20 protein-coding genes and 3 pseudogenes are annotated in these 26021 nt (G+C 70.9%); 13 read left to right on the top strand and 10 right to left on the bottom strand.

Features of this window, described 5'->3' with window-relative positions; translation table 11 throughout:
- Positions 1-901: 901 nt before the first annotated feature.
- The 3 genes from MMR14E_RS11015 to MMR14E_RS11005 all read right to left on the bottom strand — a co-directional run bounded on the left by MMR14E_RS11015 (position 902) and on the right by MMR14E_RS11005 (position 6545).
- The gene (locus MMR14E_RS11015) at positions 902-1696 is read right to left on the bottom strand and encodes an ABC transporter (RefSeq protein WP_331314204.1); all 795 of its coding nucleotides are present in this window, start codon (positions 1694-1696) and stop codon (positions 902-904) included.
- 83 nt (positions 1697-1779) lie between these two features.
- Complete coding sequence (locus MMR14E_RS11010) at positions 1780-5703, bottom strand: glycosyltransferase (RefSeq protein WP_331314203.1); 3924 nt, start codon at positions 5701-5703, stop codon at positions 1780-1782.
- 239 nt (positions 5704-5942) lie between these two features.
- Complete coding sequence (locus MMR14E_RS11005) at positions 5943-6545, bottom strand: acyltransferase (protein ID WP_331314201.1); 603 nt, start codon at positions 6543-6545, stop codon at positions 5943-5945.
- A 577-nt stretch (positions 6546-7122) separates the two neighbouring features.
- Here MMR14E_RS11005 and MMR14E_RS11000 point away from each other — a divergent pair.
- Positions 7123-7437: a hypothetical protein gene (locus tag MMR14E_RS11000; protein ID WP_331314199.1), complete on the top strand. Its 315-nt coding sequence runs from the start codon at positions 7123-7125 to the stop codon at positions 7435-7437.
- A gap of 61 nt (positions 7438-7498) precedes the next feature.
- On the opposite strand, the gene MMR14E_RS10995 is transcribed toward MMR14E_RS11000, so the two are convergent.
- Complete coding sequence (locus MMR14E_RS10995) at positions 7499-8254, bottom strand: SDR family NAD(P)-dependent oxidoreductase (RefSeq protein ID WP_331314417.1); 756 nt, start codon at positions 8252-8254, stop codon at positions 7499-7501.
- 84 nt (positions 8255-8338) lie between these two features.
- Here MMR14E_RS10995 and MMR14E_RS29225 point away from each other — a divergent pair.
- A pseudogene (locus MMR14E_RS29225) lies at positions 8339-8587 on the top strand (Mu transposase domain-containing protein); the annotation flags it as partial.
- A 36-nt stretch (positions 8588-8623) separates the two neighbouring features.
- Here MMR14E_RS29225 and MMR14E_RS10990 read toward each other — a convergent pair.
- Positions 8624-8920 (bottom strand): annotated as a pseudogene (locus MMR14E_RS10990) (MaoC family dehydratase); the annotation flags it as partial.
- 210 nt (positions 8921-9130) lie between these two features.
- Here MMR14E_RS10990 and MMR14E_RS10985 point away from each other — a divergent pair.
- From MMR14E_RS10985 to MMR14E_RS10955, 7 genes are all read left to right on the top strand, one after another.
- Complete coding sequence (locus MMR14E_RS10985; protein WP_331314416.1) at positions 9131-10738, top strand: HAD-IIIC family phosphatase; 1608 nt, start codon at positions 9131-9133, stop codon at positions 10736-10738.
- A complete protein-coding gene (locus tag MMR14E_RS10980) occupies positions 10704-11021 on the top strand; it encodes a hypothetical protein (RefSeq protein ID WP_331314196.1) in 318 nt (105 codons plus the stop codon). Before MMR14E_RS10985 ends, MMR14E_RS10980 begins: the two co-directional genes overlap by 35 nt.
- Positions 11014-12054: a ketoacyl-ACP synthase III gene (locus MMR14E_RS10975; protein ID WP_331314195.1), complete on the top strand. Its 1041-nt coding sequence runs from the start codon at positions 11014-11016 to the stop codon at positions 12052-12054. The genes MMR14E_RS10980 and MMR14E_RS10975 overlap by 8 nt, the downstream gene beginning before the upstream one ends.
- A complete protein-coding gene (locus MMR14E_RS10970) occupies positions 12051-12278 on the top strand; it encodes a hypothetical protein (RefSeq protein ID WP_012318193.1) in 228 nt (75 codons plus the stop codon). Before MMR14E_RS10975 ends, MMR14E_RS10970 begins: the two co-directional genes overlap by 4 nt.
- Positions 12279-12295: 17 nt before the next feature.
- Positions 12296-13021: an SDR family oxidoreductase gene (locus tag MMR14E_RS10965; RefSeq protein ID WP_331314193.1), complete on the top strand. Its 726-nt coding sequence runs from the start codon at positions 12296-12298 to the stop codon at positions 13019-13021.
- Positions 13018-13677 carry an acetyltransferase gene (locus MMR14E_RS10960; RefSeq protein ID WP_331314192.1) on the top strand — a complete coding sequence of 220 codons (660 nt, stop codon included), beginning with the start codon at positions 13018-13020 and terminating at the stop codon, positions 13675-13677. Before MMR14E_RS10965 ends, MMR14E_RS10960 begins: the two co-directional genes overlap by 4 nt.
- 90 nt (positions 13678-13767) lie before the next feature.
- Positions 13768-14919, top strand: coding sequence for a DegT/DnrJ/EryC1/StrS family aminotransferase (locus tag MMR14E_RS10955; protein WP_331314191.1), 1152 nt, complete (start codon positions 13768-13770; stop codon positions 14917-14919).
- A 28-nt stretch (positions 14920-14947) separates the two neighbouring features.
- On the opposite strand, the gene MMR14E_RS10950 is transcribed toward MMR14E_RS10955, so the two are convergent.
- The 5 genes from MMR14E_RS10950 to MMR14E_RS10930 all read right to left on the bottom strand — a co-directional run bounded on the left by MMR14E_RS10950 (position 14948) and on the right by MMR14E_RS10930 (position 20431).
- Positions 14948-16558, bottom strand: a complete 1611-nt coding sequence (locus MMR14E_RS10950) for a glycosyltransferase family 61 protein (protein ID WP_331314190.1) — start codon at positions 16556-16558, stop codon at positions 14948-14950.
- Positions 16527-17120, bottom strand: coding sequence for a GNAT family N-acetyltransferase (locus tag MMR14E_RS10945; protein ID WP_331314189.1), 594 nt, complete (start codon positions 17118-17120; stop codon positions 16527-16529). Before MMR14E_RS10945 ends, MMR14E_RS10950 begins: the two co-directional genes overlap by 32 nt.
- Positions 17121-17230: 110 nt before the next feature.
- The gene (locus tag MMR14E_RS10940) at positions 17231-18328 is read right to left on the bottom strand and encodes a DegT/DnrJ/EryC1/StrS family aminotransferase (RefSeq protein ID WP_331314187.1); all 1098 of its coding nucleotides are present in this window, start codon (positions 18326-18328) and stop codon (positions 17231-17233) included.
- Positions 18325-18738 carry an FdtA/QdtA family cupin domain-containing protein gene (locus MMR14E_RS10935; RefSeq protein WP_331314186.1) on the bottom strand — a complete coding sequence of 138 codons (414 nt, stop codon included), beginning with the start codon at positions 18736-18738 and terminating at the stop codon, positions 18325-18327. Before MMR14E_RS10935 ends, MMR14E_RS10940 begins: the two co-directional genes overlap by 4 nt.
- Before the next feature lie 151 nt (positions 18739-18889).
- Positions 18890-20431: a glycosyltransferase family 61 protein gene (locus tag MMR14E_RS10930; RefSeq protein ID WP_331314184.1), complete on the bottom strand. Its 1542-nt coding sequence runs from the start codon at positions 20429-20431 to the stop codon at positions 18890-18892.
- Positions 20432-20578: 147 nt separating this feature from the next.
- Between MMR14E_RS10930 and MMR14E_RS10925 the strand changes: the two genes are divergently transcribed.
- From MMR14E_RS10925 to MMR14E_RS10910, 4 genes and pseudogenes are all read left to right on the top strand, one after another.
- Positions 20579-21526: an NAD-dependent epimerase/dehydratase family protein gene (locus MMR14E_RS10925; protein WP_331314182.1), complete on the top strand. Its 948-nt coding sequence runs from the start codon at positions 20579-20581 to the stop codon at positions 21524-21526.
- Between the two features lie 79 nt (positions 21527-21605).
- A pseudogene (locus MMR14E_RS10920) lies at positions 21606-22241 on the top strand (DedA family protein); the annotation flags it as partial.
- A gap of 605 nt (positions 22242-22846) precedes the next feature.
- Positions 22847-23263, top strand: a complete 417-nt coding sequence (locus MMR14E_RS10915; protein ID WP_056529681.1) for a hypothetical protein — start codon at positions 22847-22849, stop codon at positions 23261-23263.
- Between the two features lie 211 nt (positions 23264-23474).
- Positions 23475-25880: a glycosyltransferase family 2 protein gene (locus MMR14E_RS10910; RefSeq protein ID WP_331314180.1), complete on the top strand. Its 2406-nt coding sequence runs from the start codon at positions 23475-23477 to the stop codon at positions 25878-25880.
- Positions 25881-26021: the final 141 nt, after the last annotated feature.

Below are 26021 nucleotides of genomic sequence, written 5' to 3'. Positions count from 1 at the left end.
GAGGTCAATACCGATCTGTACGCCCTCTCAGCATGTTGTTGCATCGCGGCAACGGCGCCCAAGATCGTAGTAAACACCGGCCATTCCGATTTTTCCGCGGCCGCGCGGTGGGATATATTTTGCCACTTGCCGCCCGGGCGTCGATGTTCGCCCTCGGAAAATGTCTTTCAAGGCAAACGGAGCGGTGTTGATTGCGACCTTCCGGCCCTGGCGGTCCTCCGCGAAGGCGGGGAGAGTGGGCGGAATCTGGCTGTCCGACTCGGTGAAATCTCGCTTGCGACCGAGTGGAGTGCCACCCGCGCGCGCGATCCCCGCCCTCCGATGCCGGCCTGACGGAGCATCCGGCGTCCTCCCGTCGACCGGCTGCGATGGACGGTCGCCTCGGTCCAGCGCAGCCTCGCCGGCGCGGATTGCTTCCAGCCGCCGGCACAAGGGCGAGGCGAACCAAGCCCGGCGCCCGACCGATACTGCGAATGACCGCGTGAACGAGGCCGGTCGGGCCGCGAAGTGGCGCTTCCGGGGGGGGGCGGCTACGGCACGAAGATGTGACCGGTTTGGGTCCCGTGGGCCGAGACCCTCGGTGTCAAAGATCGTCGTGGCCGGATCTCGCAGAGGGGCGGGACCGCCAAGCTGTTCGCATGGCTCGGGCGCCTGCCTGTGCTCCCCTCGAAGGGGTCCGAGAATCGCCGCTGCGCTGGTTGCCCCGTGAGGGCGCGCGATCGCGCGGCGACGGCGCGCCATGATCGACAGTCCCGGTGCGGGACACCTCGTGGGTGAGGGGCGCGCGCCCGCGCCGATATCGCCCGGTCGGGAGCGTCGGTCGGTAAAAATCTTTCGCCGACCAGATAGAGATCAGCACGCGACGGCGTGGGTGTCGGGCCGATCTCTCCGATGCGGCCAGCTATGCACTCAACTTGCTTACGACGTGCTTGACGATGAACAGGCCGATGGCTGCCGATGTCAGGCCGAACATGACCACGTACAGATAATCGACCTGAATTCCGGCGTATGGATAGTATGCCGATCTGACCCACTCCGCGAGTTGCAGGGCCGGATTGAATTTCATCCAGTAATAAATTTTGTCTGGCATGTAGCTCGGCAGGAACATCACGCCACTGGAGACGTAAAGAATGATGCTGAACAGGGCATAGCCGATGAGCCATCCGGGAAAGAATCCGATAATGGCGACATTGATCGTTCCGATGCCGATGCCGAGGATGATGGCAGCGATATAGCCGCACATCGCTGTGAACGGCTGAGCGGGGATAGGATCAGATCCGATAATGATAAGGATTGAGGTCACGACGAGAAGCGCCAGAAATCCGGTCACGATCTCGACGAGAATGCGCGCCAATATCACATCAAATAGCTTGACCTGCGGATAGTAAGTCAGCGGCCGATTCATGATGACCGCCTTCATGACTTCGCGCGAGATGTACTGGAAAACAAGGACCGGAACGGCACCGGTCGCGAAGAACAGCGCTCTGTTGTCGCCGAGGGGAGCTGCGAGCTTCTGAAAGCTGTAAATCGCGATCAGCATGAACACGTGCACGCAGGGCCAGAGCACGACCACGCCGTAGCCCCACAGGGATGCGCCGAAGCGCGTGCGCATGTCGCGCAGCATCAGCGCGTGCAGCACGTGGAGGTAGGACTCGACCGGGCCCTTCTGCGATTCGGGCTTCGGGAGGGCGGGCATCGATGGGACCTCTGCGTTGTGGCGCCTGTCTCAACGAGAAAATGGGCCAAAGTGCGTTGACCCAGCCCCGCGCCCGCGGCGCGTCAGACCGTCAGGCCATAGTAGTCCCGCATCAGGTCACTGGACGTGACCTCTGAAATCGACCCCGCGCGCCGCCCGGGATCCGAGATGTCGATCGCCAGCAGGCGGTCGTTGCAGGCGGCGGGATCGGCGACGAGCGCGCGGGGCAGGAGATGGCCGCTCGGCACGCCGCGCAGCCGCTCGGCCGGCGCGCCGAGGTCGAAGGCCGCCACCGGCAGGCCGGTGCGCAGGGCCAGGGTCAGCGCGTGCGCGTAGGTCTCGGGCCAGATCGACGGCAGCAGCACCAGGTCGGCCGAGACCTGGGTGACGAGATCGAGGGTCTCGTCGTCCTCCCAGTGGCGGCCGGTCTCGGCGATCTGGAGCGCCGCCCGGGCGACCCGGTCGAGGGTCGGATCGTCGGTGGAGTACCGCCCCGTCTCGGTCACGCCGGCGCGCGCCAGCCCGCCCGTCAGCGCCGGGTCCGAGTAGCCCACGATCGCGAAGCGCAGCGGCAGGTCCCGGTCCTGCGCGTCGGTGGCCAGCGCCTGAAGGAACAGGCCGCCCTTCGTGGCGCTGATCGCGCCGAGCACGGCGACGCGGCGGATTCGGCCGGGCCGCTGCAGGGCGGTCGCGCGCACCGACCGCTCCGGCTCGACGTGCGGCCGCACCGTCACCGCGAGGTCCGGGTAGACCGTCCGGATCCGGGCCGCCGTGTCGGAGGACGGCGCGAACACCCGCGCGGCGCCCGCCAGGAACGCCCCGAACGCCGCCCGCCGCTCGCCCGGATCCGGCTCCTCGAACCCGTCCGCGTCCACCGCCAGGCACGACCGGCACTCGCTGACCGGCGCCAYGCCGCAGTAGCGCCCGTCCGGCTGCACCAYGTGGTTGCGGTGGCACACCGGCGAGTAGTCGTGCAGCGTCCACGCGTAGGGCCGCCCCGCGCCCGCCACCACCGCCATCAGCGCCCGCGCCGCCGCCCAGCGCAGCCCCGCCAGCGAGTGCACGTGGATCAGAACCGGCGCCAGCTGCRCGACGAAGTCGGCGAGCTCGGCCGCGTCCCGCGGCAGGTACAGGCTGTCGAGGTTGGGCAGGTACAGGAACTCGGGGCCGCGATACGAGACGTGGACCTCCAGGTTGCGGGTCCGGTCGATCTGCAGCAGCACCACGCTCAGGCCCTCGGCCCGGGCCTGCGCGACCATGTCGTCGACGTGCCGCTGGATGCCCCCGCCCCAGCTGTGGGTCACGTAGAGCAGCGCCCGCCCCGCGAAGTGCCGGGCCAGCCGCGCCCGGTCGAGCCGCGCCCGCCCGCGCCGGCCGGGATCGGCCTGGACGAACTGCCCGACCCGGGCCGGGTAGTCGGGATGCTTGGCGAGCAGCGCCGCCTGGCCCTGGTCGTACTCGCCGCCCGCGTCGAGCCCGAACGAGATCTGGCCGGCGTGGTGGACGAACACGTCCTCGGCGAGCAGATTGACGAAGCCGGCCTTGATGGCGCGCAGGCACCAGTCGTTCTCCTCGCCGTAGCCCTTGCCGAAGGCCTCGGCGTCGAGGTCGCCGACGGCGTCGAGGGCGGCGGCGGTCATGTACATGCAGAAGCCGACGCCGGTGGGCACCGGCACGGCGCGGCCGCGGTTGACCTGCGCGGCCATGCGGTCGAGCTCGGGCCGGGCGATCTCGAGCGGCATGGTGTTGTTGGCGTTGAAGCGCGGGTAGGAGCAGATCGTGGCGTTGTTGGACAGGGGCGTGACGCTGCCGGACCCGGCCCGAGGATCTGCCTGAGGGTCCGCCTGCGGTTCGGCGTGGGCGACGAGGCGGTCGAGCCAGTCGCCGAAGACTTCGGCGTCGGAGTTGAGCAGGACGACGGCGCGGCCCTGGCGCAGGCCGAGGGCGCGGTTGACCGAGCGGACGAAGCCGAGGTTCCGCTCGTTCTCGACGAGGTGGAACAGGCCGCGGCCGGCGAGGGCGGCGAGCTCCGCGGTGAGCTGCGGGTCGGGGGAGCGGTCGTTGACGGCGAGCAGGGTGAAGGGGGTGGCCTGGGGCGCCGACAGGCAGGCGTGGAGGGCGCGCAGGGTCTCGCCGCGGCCCTTGTAGACCGGGACGATGACGACGACGCGGGCCTGCGCGATGGGCAGGGCCGGGGGCAGATGGTCCCACGCGTCGGCGGGCGGGGCCTCCATCGGCGGGTAGGTGCCGAGATCCTCGGGGCAGCCCATCAGCCCGGCGGCCCGGCCCGTGCGCACGTAGTGCAGGAACGGCGACTCCCCGGGACCCAGCAGATGCCCGTAGGCCCGGCGGTAGAAGCGCGTCGAGAAGGTCTTGCTCGGGTCGCGGTCCTCCTCCTGGCCGTGGGACAGGAAGTGGATCGCCGGGCCGTTCTCGAAGCCGCCGGTGTCCGGGTAGCGCTTGAGGTACCAGGGCGCGTCGAAGAACGGCTCGATCAGGCGGGCCTGCTCGAACAGGTCGGCGTCCTCCTCGGCCGGCGGCGCGCCGTAGCGCGGATCGAAGGCCTCGCCCGCGAGGTCGTCGCCCCGCAGCAGGGCCCGGGCTATGTGGTGGACGAAGGGCGCGAGGCCCGTCGCCTCGGCGGACGGATGGTGCGCGCGGTAGGCCCAGCCGTTGAAGTCGGGCCTGGGATTGCGGCCCTTCTTCCAGCCGGTGTCGCAGTAGTCGCGCACCGCGTCGTCGGCCTCCGACAGCCCGTAGCGCGCCCGGTAGAAGCCGTGGTCGAAATGCCCCGCCACCAGCCGCGCCTGCAGGTCCAGCAGCGCGTCCCGGTCGAGGGTCTCCCGCCCGATCGCCCCGAGCCAGCCGGTGTCCTCCACCGGTGCCCGCGCCGGCCGCAGCCCGCAGACCCGCAGCAGCGCCGCCAGCGTCGAGCGCCCCGGGCCGGGATCGCGCAGCTCCCGCCAGCCCGCCTCGGCGAAGTGCAGGAACGGCTCGCGCCCGCCCACGTCCGGGTAGGTCGCCCGGTACCACGCCGCGTCCACCGCCGGCAGGTTCAGCCGGTGCGGCTCCGAGAACGGCTCGGCCCCCGTCAGCCGCGCCTCGGCGACGTAGCGGAAGAACGGGTCGTCCGCGACCGCCCGGCTGCCGGCCCGCGCCTGCACGTAGCCGGCCGGGTCGAAGTCCGGCCGCGGGCCGATCCGCCCCCGCCAGCCCTCCGCCACGTAGTGGCGCAGCAGGGCGTCGTCCGGGGCCCCGGCCAGCGCCTCGGCCTGCGGCTCGGGCAGGCGCTGCCGGTAATGGGCGGCGTCGAAGTAGGGGGCGAGGGTCTCGACCCGCAGGGCGAGCGCGGCCTCCGGGTCGGGCCGGGCCGGGCCGCCGTGGAGGACGTAGTGGACCAGCGGGTTCCGGGTGGCGAAGGTGATCCCGCGGCTGAGGCAGTAGGCCAGGGTGTCGAATTGCGGCGCCGGCTCGCGGCCCTCGCGCCAGCCGGAGGCCATGTAGTGGTCGACCGGGTCGACGCCGGCGGCGGCGAGGTCGGGYTTGCCGGCGAGATAGWAGGCGCCGTCGACGAGGCGGCGGGCGAGGCGGTGGGCCTCGGCCGTGTCGGGCTTCGGCAGGGCTTCGGACWCCCCCTCCCCGCCGGCCCCGCCSGCCCRGCCGCGGCGGCGCGCCAGGGCGTGCAGGAGCGGGTTGATGCCGGCGCGGGCGAGGTGGGGGTGGCGGGCGAGGTAGGCGGCGGAGTCGAAGTCGGGGCGCGGGTCGCGGCCCGCGCGCCAGCCGTGGACGAGGTAGTCGCGCACCGGGTCGGCCGCGATCCCGTACCAGCTCGCGTAGAACGCCGCGTCGAAGTGGGCTGCCAGGGCGGCGATCTGCGCGTCCGCGGTGACGAGATCGTCCGCCGCCGGCAGGCCGCGGCGGGCGGCCAGCCGGATCAGCGGGTTGCCGCTCGCGCGGACCGGGCCGGAGCGCGCCCAGCGATGGTACAGGCCGCGGATCCGCTTCAACGCGCGGCGCCCGCTCTGTCGCGCGACGGCCGCCGATCGCGGCCGGAGGCCGTGCCGGAAGCGGCGCTGGGGTCGAGACCTGAGGCTCGGGTGAGCATGTGTTCGCGCGGGCTGGATCGAAGGCGTGTCGGCGCGCCGGGCAAGGGCCCGCGCCGACGGCCCATCGCCCTAACGGAACGCGCGCGCGGGGTAAACAACGGCGCCCCCTGCCCCGCGTCCCGCGCGCGCCGCCGGTGCGGTCAGATCAGGTCGGAGCGCCACGTCACGTTCTCCCGCACGATCCGCGCGGGGTTGCCGGCGGCCACGCAGTGGGCCGGCACCGTCCCGGTGACCACGGCGTGCGCGCCGACGATCGCGTTGTCGCCGATGACCGTGCCCTTGAGCAGGGTGGCCTGATTGGCGATCCAGACGTGGTTGCCGACCCGCACGGGCTTGGCCGGGTTCAGCCGCGTGCCGGTGTCCCGGGTGACGATGGAGTGGAAGTCGCTCGTCGTCATCCAGACGCCCGACGCGATCGAGCAGTCCGTGCCGATCTCGATCGCCTTCCCCTCGACGGGGTTGAGATGGACGAGGCCGGTGAAGCCGGTCCGGTCGCCGATGCGCAGCACCGAGCCGGGGCCGATATAGATGTTGGCCATCGACAGCCGCACGTCCTCGCCGACGTCGAACCGGCAGTTCGACTCGATGACGATGTGCATGTCCTTGTCGGACACGCAGCCCCTGCCTATGCGGACGTAGTTGTTGTCGCCGTTGACGTAGATCTTTCCCGCTTGGCTGTGCTGATCCCGCGGATCAATGTCGATGACATTATTCTCCCCCTTATCGAAGATATTCAAAGACATAATTCGCTCTGCGGGATCTATGAACGCCCCTGGGCACGGCGCGGCCGGCGCCCCGGAACGGACGGCCGCACATCGAACCCGCGGAAGAAAGCTCGCCTTCTGACATGACGATTACGGTATCGCCGTGCCGAAATCGGGATCCGTCCGCATTCGGCGGTCGCGCCGACGCCCCCGGGCCGGCAACGGCGTTTCACGAACGTCTCTAAGGCATCGGGCGCCGTCCTCACAACTCGCGCGGCGAAACGGGTGCGCGTGGCCGGGTCCGGTCGGCGCGGCTCCGCGCGGCTGTTGACGCCGGAAGGCGCCTGTGACGTATGCCGTCAGCCATCGAAATCGTGGGATGAGGCCGTCCGATGGCTGAGGACAACACCCTGACGAAGGCCCTGGTGGACGTTCGGGCGCGCCGGGCCGCGCTGCAGAGCGACTACGACCGGATCGCGGCCGAGCTGACCAAGCTCCGGGCGGCGGAAGCCGCGCTGACCTCCATCGTCGAGGGGATCCCGCTCGACGCCACCGGTCTCCACGCACCCGAGGGCCCGCGGGCCCTCGGGTGCGTGGAGACCGGTGGCGTCGAGNCGTGCCCGCCTCCGGCGGACGGCGCGGCGTCCGCGGTCCCCGGGCCAACTCGGCCAAGGGGCGGCTGAAAGCGCTGCTCGGCTCGGCCGGCCCGCAGGGCCTGTCGCACGCCGAGATCGCCGACCGGCTGCCCGACGTCGCGCCCAACACCCTCAACACCTATCTCAGCATGCTGGTCACCGGCGGCGAGGCGATCCGGAACGGCGACTTCTTCACCGCCGCCGCGGCGCCCGACGGGGCCGAGGACGGTGAGGGCGAGGTCGAGACCGACTCGGACGCGGACGAAGAGGTCCGGCACGACGCCGCCGCGGAGTGAGGCCGGCGCCCGGCTCGGACAGGGCCGTCCAGCACGGTCCCGTGCCCGCCACGCCTCGAGGTCAGGCGGCCGCCGACATCCGGCGGATGATCGGCAGCATCAGCGCGCTCGGCGCGGCGGCCGGCACAGGGAAGATCGTGGCCGTCTGGTCGGTCTTCACCCGGGGCAGCCGCTCGATCACGGTCCGCAGGTTCGGGAGCGTGCGCGCCAGGGTCGCGGCGAGCGTCTCGCCCGCGATCTTGGCCATCACGTATTCCAGGGTGTCGCGGGGCGCCTCGTCGATGGCGCTGGTCGACGGGTAGAAGGCCGCCACGGCGTCGCCGCGCTCCAGGCAGAACTGGCTCAGCTCGTAGAAGGCGGTGTTGTAGACGCGCATCATCTCGTCCAGGCAGGCCGGCTCGAAGGGGGCACGCTTCTGGCGGAAGATGCGGGGCGTCGCGAAATGGTAGAGCTGCGACGGGCGCATCGCCAGCGCCGCGAGCTGCGCGGCGGCCGGCTCGGCGGCGTCGTAGCGGAGGACCTGGCAGCGCCCGCCGGCGTCCCGGATCTCCCGGGCGACGGCCTCCGCCTCCTCGGCGCCGGACGCGTAGGTGATGCAGACCGCCCCGCCCCCGGCGGCGATCAGCTTGGCGGTCGCGGCGCCGAGGCCCCGCGACCCGCCGACGATCAGCGCGGACACCGCCGCGAAGGCGCCCGGCTCCACGAGCGCCGCGAGGTCGCGCAGGCTCTCCTGCTCCACCGGCCGCGGGCGGACGAAGCCCTCGACCCGGGCGACGAGGCCGGGGCCGACCGCGTCCAGCGTCACCGATTGCAGCATCGGCTGGAACCGCTTCACCGCGTAGCCGAGGCTCGCACCGGTGTCCCCCTCGGTGACGGTCACGTCGATCTTCGAGAGGATCGAGTGTCCTCGACCTGCCTCGTGCGCTTCGACAACAACCGCTACTCTGTCGCGGCCTCGGCTATCGGCCGCCCGGTCGAGGTGCGGGCCTATGCCGAACGTGTGGTCCGGCAGCGCGAAGGCGCCGGCGAGCCCCGTCAGGGCCGCCGGATCGTGGGTGACCGGCTCGGCGGGGATCGCGGTCGGCGCCGCCTCGACCCGTCCGGCCGGGGCCCTCTCCGCCGCGAAGGTCGCCTGGATCGTCAGGGTGCGGACGCCGTCCACCGCCACGGACAGGCGCAGCTGCCCCGCGTCGGTCTCGTGGACCGTCAGGACGGCGCGGTCCCCGACCAGGACGAACCGCTCGAACCGCATCTGCAGCGTCGCGAGCCGGTCGAGGGGATGGGTGTCGGCGCAGGCATCGAGGGCCCAGAGGGCGGCGTGGACGCCGTGGACGGCCCGCTCGCCGGCCAGCGTCCGCCGGGCCATCCGCGCGTCCATGTGCATCGGGTTCACGTCGCCGGTCGCCCGCGCGAAGGCGGCCTGATGGGCCTCGGTCCAGGTCCGCGTCGTCGCGGCGGCCTCGTCCGAACCGGATCCGTACATCGCGCAGCTCCTCCTCGCCCGGTCCCCGCCAAGCCCTCTCCAGGTCCCCGCCCCGACCGGGCTGACCGGGCTGACCGGCCGCCGGATGCCCGGCCCCTTGCTTTATGGCACGCGATCTCGCAAGAGGGCGGCGCTCGCACGCACGGAAAGGGGCCGGTCGATCGCCGGAGGGCAGGCATCCGCAGGGTGTCGCAGGGACCGGTATCGAGGATGACCACGGCTCGCGCCCTGTCGATCGGTTTCGTCGGAAACGTCGTCACCAACCCGTTCGGGAAGGTGGCGGGCCGCCTCGCGGATCTCGCCACGGTCTCGTGCGAGCATCTCCCCATCGGACAGATCGAGCAGGTGCTGGCGGGTCCCGCCGCCGCCGACGTCCTGATCGTGCATCTCGACCACCGCTGGTTCTTCGACGTCGCCCCGGACGAGGCGGCGGTCGCGCGCGCGCGGCACCTCGCCGAGCTGGTCTCGGCGCGGCTCGCCCGGGCGCCGGGGACGATCATCCTCAACACCGTGCCGTTCGTGCCGGTCTCGTCCGTCGAGAGCGACCTCCACGACCAGCTCGCCGCGCTGGCGCGGGTGAACGCGGTGCTGTTCGACCTCGCCCGGACGCAGGAGCGGGTCAGCGTCGTCGACGCCGCCGGGGCCCTGGCGCTGCTCGGCTTCGCCAACGCCTTCCGCGAGCGCAACCGGTACATGTACCAGATGCCCTACGCCCCGGCCGCCGTTGACGCGCTCAGCGAGCGCTACGCCGAGGCCGTCGCGGCGCGGCTGCGGGCGCGGCGCAAGGTGGTGGTGGTCGACGCCGACAACACCCTCTGGGGCGGCGTCGTCGGCGAGGACGGCGTCGAGAACCTGGAGGTCGACAGCGACTATCCGGGGATCGTCCACACCCAGCTCCAGCGCCAGCTCCTGCGCCTGAAGGGCCTCGGGATCCTGCTCTGCGCGGTCACGAAGAACAACGAGGAGGATTTCCGCGCGGTCTTCGCCCAGCGCGCGATGCCGCTCCGCCTCGACGATTTCGTGGCCTACCGCAGCAACTGGACGGAGAAGAGCGAGAACATCCGCGACCTCGCCGCGACCCTGAACCTCGGCCTCGACAGCTTCATCTTCCTCGACGACAACCCGTTCGAGATCGAGGAGGTCCGCGCGCGTCTCCCCGGGGTCGAGTGCCACCTGTTCGACCGGACGCGCCCCGAGCAGGCGCTCACCCTCCTCGACGGGATCGCGTCGCTGCGCGCCCGGAACGTCACCGCCGAGGACTTGGCCAAGACCGAGCAGTACCGCGGCGAGGCCCAGCGCCAGGAGCTGCAGCGCTCCGCGGCCTCGATGGACGAGTACCTCGCCTCCCTCGAGATCCGGGTGCACGTCGCCCGCAACAACCCGGGCTCGCTGCGGCGGGTCACGCAGCTGATCAACAAGACCAACCAGTTCAACCTGACGACGCGGCGCTACACCGAGGACGAGGTCGCGACCGCCATGCGGGAGGGCGGCGTCTACGCGGCCCGGGTGGTCGACCGGTTCGGCGACATGGGCATCGTCGGGGTCGCCATCGTCCGGGGCGGCGAACTCGAGACGTTCCTGATGAGCTGCCGGGCCCTCGGACGCCGCATCGAGGCCCAAATTCTGCGCCACGTCTGCCAGCAGGAGGGTGATCGGGACCTGAAAGCCCGGTATCGCCCGAGCGCGAAGAACCGGATGGTCGAGAGCTTCCTCGACGACAACGGCTTCGAACCCCTCAGCGCTGGCCCCGAGGGCAAGACGTACCGACTGACACGAGGACCGGATGACACCCCCTACATCCACATCGTCGCGGAGTGACCGCGGCGCCGTCGAGGCGGCTGCCCGCGCGACCTTCGCGCGGCTCGTCGAGACCTGGGGGCGCCCGGAGCTGGAGAATCCCGGGCCCGAGGACGACGTCTACGAACGGCTCGACTCCTTCGCGGTGGTCGAGCTCCTCCTCGAGACGGAATCCGAGATCGAGCGGACGGTCGGCCGCTACGTGCCGCTCGCCAACGAGAGCATCCTCGACAGCACGAAGTCGCCGCTCCGCCGCTTCCAGGGCTGGATCGACTACGTCGCCGAGACGGTCGAGCATGGCTGACCTGCGGTTCTCGCGCGCGACCCTGGCGGGGCTCGTCACCACGGTCGGCGCGCGCGTCCAGGCCTTCGACGACGAGGCGGCCGCCCTCGGGCTCGCCCCCGAGGAGGCGGAGCGCCTCAAGCGGGCCATGGGCTTCGCGACCCGTCACGTCGTCGCCGATCCCGGCACCACGACGGCGGATCTCTGCCTGCACTCGGCGCGCCACCTCCTGCGCGGCCTCGACCTGCAGCCCGACGCCGTCGACGGCCTGATCCTCGTCACCCAGACGCCGGATTACAGCTCGCCGTCGACGTCGATCGGGATGCAGCACCGCCTCGGCATGCGGACCGACACGCTCTGCTTCGACATCCGCCTCGGCTGCAGCGGCTTCGTCTACGGGTTGTCGGTCGCCTACAGCTTGGTCGAATCCGGCCTCGAGCGCGTCCTGCTCTGCGTCGGCGACGTCGCGAGCCGCATGGTCGCGACCGGGGACCGGTCGATCACGCCGATCATGGGCGACGCCGGCGCCGCGGTGCTGATCGAGCGGCGCGAGAGCGAGAGCTTCTTCCAGCTCCACAGCGACGGCTCGGGCGAGAAGGCCCTGTTCATCCCGCACAGCGGCCTGCGGGCCGACGCCGAGGACGCGGGCAAGCCCGGCACCATGCACATGGACGGGGCGCAGGTCTTCAACTTCACCCTCAAGCGCGTCCCGCCGCTGATCGAGGGCATCCTGGCCTTCTCGGACACGCGCGCCGAGGACGTCGACTTCCTGGTCCTGCACCAGCCGAACAAGTACATCCTCAAGAACCTCCAGCGCCGCCTGGGGCTCGACGACAGCAAGCTCCCGACCGGCACCCAGTCGGTCTACGGCAACCAGAACTCGGCCTCGATCCCCGGCACGATCTCGGGCTTCCTCGCGGAGGCCTATGCGGGGCGGCGGGTGCGCTCGCTGCTCGCCGGCTTCGGGGTCGGGCTGAGCTGGGGAGCCTGCACGATCACCACCGACCGGATCTTCGCGCCCCCGGTCCTGACCTACGAGGAGACCACCCGATGACCGAGGGCGCATTCCTGGACGAGCTCGGCACGATCCTCGATCAGCCGGGGCCGCTCGCCCGCGGGCAGAGCCTCGGGGCGATCGAGACCTTCGACTCGCTCGGCATCCTCAACATCATGGCCCTCTACGATACGCTCGGCCTCGAGGTGGATCCGCAGCGGATCGCCGGGGCGGCGACCACCGACGACCTGATCGCGCTGGCCGGCGCGAAGCTGCAGGCCTGAGCGCGATGTCGGAGCCGATGTCGGAGCCGGGAGGGCACGTCCTCGTCGTCGGGGCCAGCAGCGGCATCGGCCGCGCCGTCGCCGAGCGCCTCCGCGCGGGCGGGGCGCGGATCACCGCCCTCGCCCGGCGGGCGGACCGGCTCGCCGAGCTGGAGGCCCTCGGCTGCGCGGCCGTCGCGGCCGACGTCACGGACCTTCCGGCGATCGGCGGCGTGCTGCAGGCGGCGGTGGCCGAGCGGGGCCTCCTGACCGGGCTCGTGTACTGCGCGGGCGTCCAGGTCATCAAGCCGATGCGCAGCCTCGGCGTGGAGGAGGTCGAGCGCCTCTACCGCACCAACCTCGTCGCGCCGACCCTGTTCGCCGCCGCCTTCGGCAGCGCCCGCGTCTCGACCCGGGACGCGGTGTTCTGCGCGGTCTCGTCCGTCGCGGCGCAGCGGCCCGAGCCGGCGATCGTGCCCTACGCCGCCTCCAAGGCGGGCCTCGACGCCCTGATCAAGGGGCTCGCCCGGGAACTCGCACCCCGGCGCGCCGTCGGCGTCGCCCCCGGCTGGCTCGACACCGAGATGACCCAGGCCCATGCCCGCCTGTACGGCGCGGAGTTCAAGGAGGCGCTGGAGAAGCGCAGCCCCGCGGGCGCCGCCACCGTCGAGTCCGTGGTCGACGCCATCGCGTTCCTGATGTCGCCCCAGGCCCGGCACGTCACCGGCGATATCCTGCGGGTCGATGGCGGGGCCGTGCTGTGACCGGGCCGGGGCAGCGGCTCGCGCTGATCGGCGGCGGCGGCTTCTCCAAGGAGATCGCCGAGGTCGCCCGCGCCCTCGGCCACACGGTCGAGGATACCTACTCGACCGCTCCGGAAGTTCAGGTCGGCCGCTACCGGGGCTATCTCGAGGCGCTGCTCGCCGACCGGGCGGAGTATGACGGCGTCGTCCTGGCGGTCGGCGGCGTGAGCCGGCGCGCGATCCGGGCGCGGGCCGAGCTGATCGCGTGGCTGGACCGGCACGCCCTTCCCTGCCCCGCCCTCGTCTCCCCCCGCGCGATCGTGAGCCCGGACGTCGCGGTCGGCGCCGGCGCCTTCGTGGCGCACGGAGTGATCGTCAACGCCGATGCCCGGCTCGGGCGCTTCTGCGTGCTGAACTCGGCGGCCATCGTCGGCCACGACACGGTCGTCGGCGACAACACCACGATCTCGCCGGGCGCCTTCGTCGGCGGCCGCTGCACGATCGGCGCCGACAGCCTCGTCGGGCCGCTCGCCAAGATCCTCCAAGGCCTCACCCTCGGTCAGGGCGTCACGGTCGGCATGGGCTGCAATGTCCTGCGCGCCCTGCCCGACAACGCCACGATCTGGCCCCGGGCGGACATCGTCGCCCCGGCGCCGAAACCGGCCGGTCAGGCCTGATGGGCGCGCGTTTGCTGGGCGTGCTCAGCCACACTAAGCTATTCGTTTCGCGATGAACGGGCTCCGGTCCGCGCATCGGCAGGAGTCATCATGAGCGCGCAGCCGCGGCCGTTCGAGCAGCCGATCTACGTCACCCGCCCGATGCTGCCGGAACTCGCCGTCTTCACCCGGCACCTCGAGGCGATCTGGGGCAGCGCCGTGCTGTCGAACGGCGGCCCGCAGCACGTCGAGCTCGAGCGGCGCCTCCAGGCGCATCTGGGCGACGGCCACATCGCGCTGTTCAACAACGGCACCAACGCGCTGATGACCGCCGTCAAGGCCCTCGACCTGTCCGGCGAGGTCATCACCACGCCGTTCACCTTCGCGGCGACGCCGCACGTGCTGTCGTGGCACGGCATCGATCCCGTCTTCGTCGACATCGAGGAGCGGTCCATGACGCTCGATCCGGAGCGGATCGAGGCGGCGATCACCCCGCGGACCACCGGCATCCTCGCCGTCCACGTCTACGGCAATCCCTGCGACGTCTGGGCCATCGAGCGCATCGCCCGCAAGCACGGGCTGAAGGTCCTCTACGACGGCGCCCACGCCTTCGGGACCCGGGTCGAGGGGCGCGCGATCGCCGCCTACGGCGACGCCACCATGTTCAGCTTCCACGCCACGAAGCTGTTCCATACCGCCGAGGGCGGCGCGGTCGTGATGAACGATCCCGACCTCAAGCGCCGCATGGAGCTCCTGAAGAATTTCGGCATCGCCAACGAGGTGTCGGTCCCGGCGGTCGGCATCAACAGCAAGATGAACGAGCTGCAGGCGGCCCTCGGCCTCTGCCTCGTCGACGCTGTCGCCGGCGAGAAGCTGAAGCGCCGGGCGGTTGCGGAAGTCTACGACCAGCACCTCGCGGACCTGCCCGGCGTGACGCGGCCGAAGCTGGCCGACCCGGCGGTGGACAGCCTCCAGTACTACTGCCTGCGCATCGACCCGCGGGAGGCCGGCATCGCCCGCGATGCCGTGTACGAGGGGCTGAAGCACTACAACGTGTTCGCGCGCCGCTACTTCTACCCGCTGTGCAGCGATTACGGGCCCTACCGGGACCTGCCGAGCAGCGCGCGGGAGAATCTCCCGGTGGCCAACCGGATCGGCGAGCAGGTGCTGTGCCTGCCCCTGTTCGGGGATCTGGGCGTGGGCGCGGCCGAGCAGGTCTGCGCCGCGTTCCGCGCAGTGATGACGGGGCCGGACCGGCGCTGACCGGCCAGTCCGCGCCGGGGGCGCCCGATCAGGCCTCGTGGAAGACCTTGAGCGCGTCAAACAGGTAGGTTGGATCGACGCTGAAGCTGCCGTGGGAGACGTGCAGCGGCGGGCGCCGGACGTCCATCCCCGCCCTGAACTGCGGGTGAGTCCCCGGCAGCGCGTAGTACCGCGCGCCCGCGAAGTCCGACAGGCTCTTGAACAGGGACATCTGGACCGCGAACGGCGAGACGATGCCCAGGATCTTCGCTTCGGGCGCGCAGAAGATGAGGTTCGAGAAGGCGGCGCCGACCGGGCCGGCGATGTGGGACGCGGTGGCGAAGGTGACGACCTGCTCCGCGAAGCTCATCTTGGCCGTGTCGACGATCTCGAACCCGTTCGCCCTGAAGATCTCGGTGATCGCCTCCGCGTTCTCGATGTTCCGGCCCTGGAACCGCGCCAGAAAGATCTTCCTGTTCCGCGGCGTGCCGGCCGGGATGGCGATCGCCGCCAGAACCCGGTCGCGCAGCCAGGCCAGGCTGTCATGGTTGACGGCCGAGACCTGCCAGAACGGCGTCTTGGGGCAGTCCGGCACGTACGTCATCGTCGACGGCACGTGCAGCTTCGCGACGTCGATCCGCGTCCCGCGCCTGTGGCGCACCAGCGGCCGGCCCGGGAAGACGATCTCCAGCAGTTCCAGCTCCTGCGGATAGAGGTCGTCCGGGACGATCAGCGGCAGGCCGTCGAGCTCCGCGATTCGCTCGACGATGTAGCCCTTGGTGACGTACTCGATGAGGAAGTGGAAATAGTTGACGCCGCAGCGGCCGCCGAGGAGGACGGCTTCCGGCACAGCGGACTCCGCGGTGGCGGGCAGGCGGGCGAAGCCGCTCTTCCGGGACCGGATCCGGTTGAGCGGATGGGTGGTCAGGAACTCGTGCTGTCCGGCGACGAAGCTGAACTGCGGGTCCGCCGCCGGTTCAGAGACCAGGAACACGCCACCGGACGCGATCTGCAGGGATCCGAAGATCTGCGCGTGTTCGATCGTCGCGCACCAGAGGCTCGGTCGCTTCAAGTTTCTGTGCCGCGCAACTCGCTCGGACAGGATCACGTCCGGATCCGTGAACGTGAAATCCTGCTCCGGCGCGATGATGCGCCGTGCCTCGGCATACGGGGCATCCGAGTAAATTCGCGCGATTGTCAGCAGCTGACCGACTTCCGCAGCCTGCATGGCCGCGTAGACGTGGAACACCATAAGGTAAAGGAACGGACGCACTTTCCTGCCGCGGCCCTGCAGCGTGATGATGTGCTCGCGCAGGAGTTCCAGAAAATCCGGCCGGATGACGCCGAACAGGATCGAAACCGCGACGAGCAGCGCGGAACCGGTGAACAGCGCCTTCTCGAAGCGGTGGCTTGGCGACCGCATTGGGGCGCGGAACCCGTACTCCGCAAAATGTGCGACCGGATCGACTCCGGCCAGCGCGACGTCCCGATACCGGCTGAGGTAGAACTCCCGATCGACGAGCGCGCGGGCCAGCCAGATCTTCAATGGGGTGATAGGTGGGCTCATCGGGGGGTGTCCTGCATCCCGTTCAGCGGCATGCCAGTCCGGCGTGACACCGGGCCGGTCCCTATAGGATCGCTCCATGGTGGCGGACCGCATCGGCCTTGTCGGCCAGCAGGCGCGCGTACCGCTCCCGCTCGAAGACGAAGTAGAAATTCTCCGCGTCCTCCGACACGACCGTCGCGCCGGTGCCGGTATGGAAGCCGAGGACCTTCGTGTTGCCCTTCCGGACATCGAAGTGACTTTGGTCGAACCCCAGGCCCGAGAAGCCGATCTCGTAGATGGCGAGGGCCGAGTAGCTGGCGAGGCCGGGTACCGGCGGCGGCGGGATGATCCAGCTGCCCCAGGAGAAGGAGTCGCGTCCCTCGAAACTCCGGATGTCGTAGAGCCGGATCAGGCCGCGCCGCCGACCTTCGTGCATGATGACGAAGTAGAAATCCTCGCCGCGCCGCTCTCGGGATTTGTACGCCTCGATCCATCGCGCCTGGTCCGCCACCGAGGGTGCGGGCTTGTTCAGATAGCGGCCGATCGCGGCGTCCTGTCGGAGGTCGAAGATGAACGCGGCGTCGGCGATGTCGACTAGGCGGAAATGCGTGCGCGCCCGCGGATCGAGGGCGCGAAGATGTCCGCAGGCACCGAGATCTCTGCGTGGACTGTCCATGCTGTGCTCCGGCCCCTGCGGCCTCGCCGATGTTCGTCCTCGCGGGGCCGCGCCCGGCCTCCGGGCACGGCGAGGCGTCCCACCTGCGGATCCCGTCTCGCGGGTGCGGATCAGCGAGCCGCCTCGCGACAGGCCGCGATGACGTGCTGAACCTCCTCGTCGCGCATGTGCGGGCCGATCGGCAGGCTGAGGATCTCGCGGCCGAGCGTCCGGCCGAGATCGCTCGTGCCGAGCTTCGGCGCATCGCGGTAGGCCTCCGAATCCGCCGGCGCGATCGGATAGTGGATCTGCGTGTCGATCCCGACAACCTTCAGCCGGGCCGCGAGGGCGTCGCGGCGCTCCGTGCGGACGACGAACAGGTGCCAGACCGGCTCGGTGCGCGGGTCGACGTGCGGCAGGGCGAGCCCGCAGCCTTCGAGGGCGTCGCGGTAGGTCCCGGCGATCGCCCGGCGGCGCGCATTCCAGGCATCGAGATGGCGCAGCTTCACCCGGAGGAGCGCGGCCTGGAGCTCGTCGAGACGCGAGTTCAGGCCCCGCTGGCGGTGGACGTACTTCTCGCTCGAGCCGTAATTCGCGAGCTCGCGCATCCTGTGCGCCATCGCGCTGTCGGACGTCGTGATCGCGCCGCCGTCGCCGAGGGCGCCGAGGTTCTTGCCCGGGTAGAAGCTGAAGGCCGCGGCGTCGCCGAGGCTGCCGGCCGGGCGGCCATCGAAGGTCGAGCCGTGGGCCTGGGCGGCGTCCTCGATGCAGAGGAGCCCGTGGCGGCGGGCAAGGTCCCGCAGGGCCGCCATGTCGGCCGGCTGGCCGTAGAGATGGACCGGGATGATCGCCTTCGTGCGCCCGTTGATCGCCCGCGCGGCGGCCGCCGGATCCATGTTGTACGTGGCCGGGTCGGGCTCGACGGCCACCGGCGTGGCGCCGACTTGGCTGACGGCGAGCCACGTGGCGATGAAGGTGTTCGACGGGACCAGCACCTCGTCGCCCGGACCGACGTCGTTGGCGCGCAGGATCAGGTGCAGGGCGTCCAGGCCGTTCGCGACGCCGATGGCGTGCTCGGCCCCGCAATAGCGGGCGAACTCGACCTCGAAGGCCTCGACCTCCTCACCCAGGATGTAACGCGAGCGGTCGAGGATCCGGTGCCACGTCGCGTCGAGATCGGCGCGGATCGTGTCGTGCGTCCGGCTCAGGTCAAGGAACGGAACCTTCATTGTAAACCCTTGGCGCGGATGAACGCGTCGTAATCCCGGTAATAGTCGCTCTCCTCGTATCGCTCCGAGGCGAGAGCGAGGCAGACCGCGCCGCCCGAGAACTCGTCGATGTCGCGCCAGGTCATGCGCGGGACGTAGAGACCCACGTTGGGGCGGCTCATCCGGAAGCTCTGACGCTTCTCCCCGTCATCGAGATGGACCACGAAGCTGCCGGATATTGCGATCAGGACCTGATGCAGGGCCTTGTGGCTGTGTCCGGCCCGCATGGCGCCGTCGGAGACGTCGTAGATGAAGTAGACACGACGGATCGGGAACGGGATGTCCGCCTCCGCCTCGATCGGCGTCAAGGCGCCGCGGGGATCCCGGATCTGCCTAAACTCGATCAGATGCGGCGCGTCGGTCAGTTCCATAGGAAACTCCAGCTCAGATCCTGCGAGTGCCGAGGCACGCGGCGCGCTCGATACGGCGCCGGAAGGACCTGATAGTGGCTTGTCTGCGACGACAGGCACGGGGCGCCGCGCCGGGCCGTCCTAAGCCGACAGGACCCGGTCCGCAACGGGTTCACGAATCCGCGCGACTGGCGAAGGGCAGCGCCCGGATCACCCGCCTGAACAGCGAGGCGTCAGCGGAGTGCGCCGCGGGCGGTGATGCGGAGGCGGGGGCGGTTGCTGGGCCCGCGTCGGCGCCGGCGCTGGGGACTGGCCCGAGGGTCGCGAGGGCCGCCGTGACGGCCTGAGGCGACACGCGATAGTTCGCGTGGAAGGCGTGACCGTCCTCGTTCGTGGTCGCGCCGCGCAGGAACGTGATCTGCGCGCCGCCGGCCTCGATGAAGCTCGTATAGCCCCGGAAATTGAAGCTCAGGTTGGCGTGGATCAGGCCGAGGATCCGGCAGTCCGGGCGGCAGAACAGCCCGTTGGTGAGCGCCGAACTCGACGAACCGACGATGATGTCGGCGGCGTGGAACGCGTCGACCTGTTCGAGGAACGTCATCGTCTCCGGGGTGATGACCTCGAAGCCGTGCGGCCGGAGCGCCTCGGCGATCTCGATCTCGTTGACGAGCTGGCGCTGCGCGAAGGCCTTGCGCGAGATGAACAGCCGGCGGCCGGTGCCGCCGCTCAGGGCCCCGCGCGCGCGGGCGCTGTCGAGGATGCGGGTGCGCAGATCCACCAGGATGTCGGAGGGCCAGATCGTGTCGTAGACCCGCTGTCCCGGCCGCATCTCGAACGGGAAGAAGGCGGGCACCGGCGCGAGGCCGAGCCGGCCGAACGCCACCGGCCGGGGTGGCAGCTTGATGATCGGGCGGTCGCGCGTGTCGAGGAGCCGGACCACCTCCTCGTGGGTCGCCGGCATGTGGTCGTCGATGCAGAGCGGGATGCCGTCCGGGCAGCGCGGGTCGTTGTAGGCCAGCATGCGCGGCACGAACTCGCAGAACCAGTGGCCGTAATTCCGGCTCTGGAGCCCGAACATCGACAGGCCGGCCTCGATCGACAGGCTGTCTTCCGGAACCTCGACGAGGGCCCGCCTCTCCCCGAAGGCCGCCATCACGATCTGGTCCGGGTTGACCCCGTCCTGGAGCAGCACGTCCCGCCGGCGGGGATGGGCGGCGAGGTCGTAGATCAGGTGGCTGTCCCTCACGACGAGGTTGCTGCGCGGGAAGGCGTGGCATCCGTCGACGAACGCGAGGTACTGGCTCGGCGCCTCCAGATCCCCCGGCTCGGAGGTGAGGGGCGGCGGCGGCTCGGTGAACTTGAGACGCGGTGCCTGGATCGGCCGGGGCGGCCGGAGCTCGGCGTAGTCGATGCCCGGCCGGCCGGCCAGGGACGCGGCGGTGACCATGTCGTAGCAGGCCAGGGGGCCGGCGCCGATCAGCCGGCGGGTTGTCTCGTGCAGCGCGACGGCCGCGTCGAATTCGCCGGCCTCGATCAGTGCGTCGAGCTGCAGCCGGCGCAGGTTCTTGATCTTCTTGGCGAGCGGGTCCCCGTCCCGCGAGACGAGACCGGGGGCGCCGCCGTTGAGGGCCAGAGCGAGGCGGTAGCACTGGACGCTCGCCTCGGCCCCGCCGCGCAGCTCCAGAAGCCACGCCCGGTCGATCAACTCCTCCATGATCCGCGGTCGCAGCCGGTTCGCGTCCGCGGCGCGCAGGCGCGCGACGACCGGATCCGCCTCGGCGAAGCGTTCGCGGGCGCAGAGGTCGCGCAGGCGCGCCTCCGCGGCGGCCAGGGTCNGGGGCTCGCGGGCGCCCGCTGCCTCGTGCTGGGCGGCGGCGGGTTCCTCGGGCTGAACCTGTGCAACCGCCTCGCGGCGGCGGGCGCCGAGGTCACGTGCTTCAGCCGCAGCCACCCGCAGGCCGAGGTCCTGGACCGGCGCGTCGCCCGGGTGTCCGGCCAGTTCTCCGACCGCCTCGCCCTCGCCAACGCGGTGGAACGCCAGGACGTCGTCTTCCACCTGATCGCCGGCTCGATCCCCGAGAGCTCCAACCGCGACCCGTCGGCGGAGCTCTCGGCGGCGCCGATCGCCACGCTGCACCTCCTGGAGATCTGCCGTTCGGCCCGGATCGGGAAGCTCGTGTTCGCGTCCTCCGGGGGCGCGATCTACGGGATCCCGGCCGCCATCCCGATCCCCGAGCGGGCGCCGACCGACCCGATCTCGGCCTACGGCATCAGCAAGCTGATGATCGAGAAGTCGCTCCACCTCTACCGGCACCTCCACGGGATCGACTACCAGATCCTGCGGATCGCCAACCCCTACGGCCGCTTCCAGCTCGGCACCAAGCACCAGGGCCTGATCGGCAGCTACATCCACCGCGTCCTCACCGACCAGCCGCTGGAGGTCTGGGGGACCGGCGCGGTGGTGCGCGACTTCCTGCACATCGACGACGTCAGCGACGCCTTCCTGGGCGCGGTCGCCTATCGGGGACCGCACAAGGTGCTGAACGTCGGCAGCGGCCGGGGCCTCAGCGTCAACGAGGTCATCGCCGAGCTGAAGGCGGCCTTCGGGCGGGACCACCTCCCGTGCGTGCACCGGCCGAGCCGCGCCGCCGACGTGCCGGCCAACGTGCTCGACACCGCGCTGATCCGGGCGGAGCTCGGCTGGCAGCCCCGCGTCCCCCTGCAGGCCGGGCTGACCGGGACCATCGCGTGGATGCGCGCCCACTTGGCGCAGGCGGAGACGGCTGGTCCACCCCCCGCCACCGGCTGACCGACCGGATCTCGTCTTCGCCCCGGAGCGGCCACGTTTGTCGGCGACAGCGGGCGGCATCGATCCGCGAGGAGAGCCCATGTCCTTCCTGCACGATCTGCCGATCGCCGACCTGATCGCGCATTACGGCTATCTGGCCATCTTCGTCATCATCACCCTGGAGAGCGCCGGGCTGCCCCTGCCCGGCGAGACGGTGCTGCTGACCTCGGCGGCCTACGCGGGCAGCACGGGCAACATCAACATCGCCGTCGTCGTGGCGATCGCCGCGACCGCCGCCATCCTGGGCGACAATGCCGGCTACTGGGTCGGCCGCCGCTGGGGACTGCCTCTGCTCCTGCGCAAGGGGCACCTGATCGGGCTCGACCACGGCCGGCTCAAGCTCGGCCAGTACCTGTTCCGCCGGCACGGCGGGAAGATCGTGTTCTTCGGCCGCTTCACCGCGATGCTCCGGGCCTACGCGGCGGTCCTGGCCGGCGTGAACAAGCTCGACGCGCGCCGCTTCATGGCCTTCAACGCCCTCGGCGGCGTCGCCTGGGCCTCGATCATGGGATTCGGCGCCTACCTGTGCGGCCGGTCGATCGAGAACGTGATGGGCCCGGTCGGCCTCGGGCTGCTGGCCTTCGTCCTGCTGGGCGCCGTCGCGCTCTGGCTGTTCATGCGCCGGCACGAGGCGCGCCTGATGGTCGCCGCGGAGGCCGAGATCCCGGGACCGCTCGGCGGGGGGCTCGGCGAGGTGCGGGTCGAGCCTGTCATGGAGCCTCACCCGGCGCACGGCGGCGTGGACCCGAGCAGCCCCGACCAGGCGGAGTTCCAGAATCAGATCGAGGCGCTCCTGGCCCAGCGCGCGCGCGCGGCGCCGCAGGCCCCCGCGCGCGCGGCCGTCCGCACCCGGCGCGCGCCCTGGCCCCTGTGGTTCAAGATCCCCGTGCTGCTCGTCGCCGCCGGTGCCGGCATGGCGGTGATCTCGTGGCACGACGGCGTCACCGGCGGCTTCTACGGGCGGCTGATCGGGCATGTCGGGATCTTCGGCATCGCCCTGATCCTCGTCGTCCCCGCCCTCCTGCTGCTGGTGGTCGGCCGGTGGCTCCCGCGTCCGGACGACGAGGCCGACGCGGAGGCCGAGGAGGCCGTCGGTCTGGCGGCGTGACCGCCCGCCCCGCGATCCGCGCGCCCCGCACGCAGGGTTGACCGGTCCCGGAGCCGATCGTACAGCCGGCCTCGACCCGACAGGGGCGCCCCGTCGCGCCGGCCTCCGGCCGATCCCGCCGGCGGCCGCGTGCCCGAGACCCGTCGGGCCCCGCGACTGAGACGGAGCCGACCTTGGGCGAGGACGTAGAGGCGCTGCGGGCGGAGCTCGCCGAGACCCAGGCGCGGCTCAAGGAAGCGCAGGGCGAGCTGGCCCGGCTGGTGCGCCTCGCCGAGGCGGATCTCCAGCGCCGGCGTCCCGGCGAGCAGTCGAGCGTCGTCGCCTCGTCGGTGCGCCGTCCCGCCGCCAAGGAGGTCGCGGCCCGGATCGCCCGGTTCGCCCACCTCTACCGGGAAGCCGCCGAAGCCGCCCCTGACCGCGCCCCGGTCGTGCCCGAGCAGACAATGCTCGCGTGGCTCGAGACATCCGGCCTGTTCGATCGCCAGTTCTACCTCGCGTGCAACGACGACGTCGCCAATGCGGGGGCCGATCCGATGATGCACTATTACAATCACGGGTCGGAGGAGGCGCGCCTGCCCTCGACGCTGTGAGGGCCGGTCGACGGCGCGCGCGCGCCGCGGAGTGACCGAACTTGCAAGTGGTCTCTCCTAAGTGTTGGCGCGTTTTGCGGACGATTAGGTCAAGTATAAATTCGGATCCGAGATAGCTAGACTTAGCGATCGTCTCTATCGGTCGCGTTGACCCTCCCCGTCCCGTGATCTAGGGAGCGGCCGGACGGGGTGCGTGCGAGGGATCAGACCGATGCAGGACGGTGCAGGCGCGAGCGCGCCGGGCTCGACCGCGGCTCCGCCCGCGCTCGAGCCGTGGCAGGACGATTTCGCCACGATCTACGCCAGCGGCCTGTTCGACCATATCGGCTACGCGACGCGCTATCCCGATGTCGGCCTCACCGACCTGTCGCCGCTCGAGCACTACGTGAAGTACGGCGCCCGGCTCGGGCGCCGGCCCCGGGCCGACTTCACCGCGCCGCCGGACGAGACCTTCGACGGCAGCTTCGTCAATCCCTTCGCGGCCTGGATCCGGGCGCGCGCCGAGATCCAGCCCGCGCCGGCGTGGAACCGGCCGGTCGTGTCGGTCCTGTGCATCAGCTACAACCAGGCGGCCTTCATCCGACAGACGCTGGAGAGCATCCTCTGCCAGGCCACGGACTTCCCCTTCGAGCTGCTGATCGGCGACGACCGCTCCACGGACGGGACCGCCGAGATCATCTCCGAGTACGCCGCGCGCCACCCCAACCTCGTGGCGGTCCTGCGCAGCGAGAATCTCGGGCCGAACAGGAACTTCGCCGACCTGACGGCCCGCGCCCGCGGCGAGTTCGTGGCGATCTGCGAGGGCGACGATTACTGGACCGACCCGCGCAAGCTCCAGCGGCAGGTCGATTTCCTGCGGGCGCGCCCGGAATTCACCCTCTGCTTCCACCGGGTGCGCGTCGTCTACGAGGACATGCCGGGGGTCGACGAGCTCTACCCGAAGCAGTGCAGCCCGCAGCCGTCGCTGTCCGACCTCGTGGCCCACAACTTCGTCCAGACCAACAGCGTGCTCTACCGCTGGCGCTACCACGGCGAGGAGGCGTTCGTGTTCGACGAGGGCATCGCCCCCGGCGACTGGTACGTCCACCTGATGCATGCCGAGGTCGGGCGCATCGGCTTCCTGCCGGAGGTGATGGCGGTCTACCGCAAGCATGCCGCCGGGATGTGGGCGACCTACGCCACCGAACTCGCCCGCCACAAGAAGCTCGGCAACTCCGAGATCGCGTTCTTCCGCAAGCTGCGCGGCCATTTCGGCGGCCGCTACGCCGCGGGCTACGAGGCCGCGCAGAAGTCGATCTTCCGGCGGCTGGCCGAGGCCTATCTCGACGAGGAGGACGTGCCGAGCCTCGGGCGCCTGATCGAGGCCAACCCGGACATCGCCCGGGACGCCTTGAGCGACATGGGCCTCGACGCGCCGGATGACCTTTCAGGAGAGCCGGAGGCCCTGCGCGCGTGGCTGCTGGAGCAGCTCACCGTCAGCGTCATCGTCACGGCCTACAACCACGCCGCCGATATCGGCCGCTGCCTCGACGCGGTGCTGGGCCAGCGCGGGCTGTTCCGGATGCTGGTCGTGATCGGCGACGACAAGTCCACCGACGGCACCGCCGCGATCGTCGAGCGCTACCGGGCGCGCGACCCAGAGCGGATCGCGGTGCGGCCCCGGCCGCACAATCTCGGCATGCTGCGCAACATGCAGGACTGCCTCGCCGCCTGCACCGGCCGGTACGTCGCCTTCTGCGAGGCGGACGATTACTGGCTGTCCGACCGCAAGATCGCCATGCAGATGCGGATGCTGCGCAACGACCGCAAGCTGGACATGTGCTTCAACTGGGTGCTGCTCCACTACCCGGCCACCGGCTCCTACGTTCCGCACGACGAGCAGGGCCGCTATCCGACCGGCACGATCAGCTTCCCGGTCCTGGCCAACTCGCCGCTCACCGCCAACTTCTCCTGCTGCTTCTACCGCGCCGAGGCCCTGCGCCGGGTGCCGGAGGCCTATTACGCGAACGCCTCGGCGGCCGACTGGCTGATGAACCTCTACGTCGCCGACAAGGGCCGGATCGCGTTCCTGCGGGAGCTGCTCTCGGTCTACACGGTCCAGGAGAAGGGCCAGTGGTCGGGTCTGCCGGAGGACATCAAGAACGCCCGGATCGCCCAGTACCAGAAGGAGTTCGCCGCCATCTTCGGCGAAGGGCGCGGCTTCGAGAAGTACGAGGTCGGCTGCACCGTGGCCGAGCTCGACGGCGAGCTGCCGGATTCCTTCGCCCGCGCGAACCTGGAGGCCCCCCGGGACCGGGTCTGGGCCGAGATCCAGGACGGGCAGGTGGTCCTGGCCGGCTGGGTCGTCTCGGCGAGCCGCGCCAAGGCGACGCTGATCGTGGAGGCCGACGGCGAGGTCCAGCGCATCCCCGCGGACGTCCACCGGCCGGACGTGATCGCGGCGGTGCTCGGCGACATGCCGACCACGATGGAGGAGGCCCGCTGCGGCTTCCGCTTCACCCTCCCCTACGCGCTCCACCTCGAGGTGCTGCTCTCCATCGAGGTCGAGCACGAGGTCGTGCCCTGGCTCTCGGTGATCTTCACCCACCGGGTCAAGCGGGCGGCCGAGCGGGGCTGACTTTCGGCATCGCACGGGGCGGAGCGACTCCGTGCAGCGCGACGTGCCCCCTCTCCCGTGCGGGAGAGGGTTGGGGTGAGGGACAAGACGGATCCGGATCGCGCACCCTGTCCCTCTCCCGCACGGGAGAGGGGACCCGCG

This window comes from Methylobacterium mesophilicum, from assembly GCF_036441335.1.
Classification (GTDB): domain Bacteria; phylum Pseudomonadota; class Alphaproteobacteria; order Rhizobiales; family Beijerinckiaceae; genus Methylobacterium; species Methylobacterium mesophilicum_B.
Note: the sequence above shows the minus strand (reverse complement) of the source record. Positions and strands in the feature narration are given on the sequence as shown.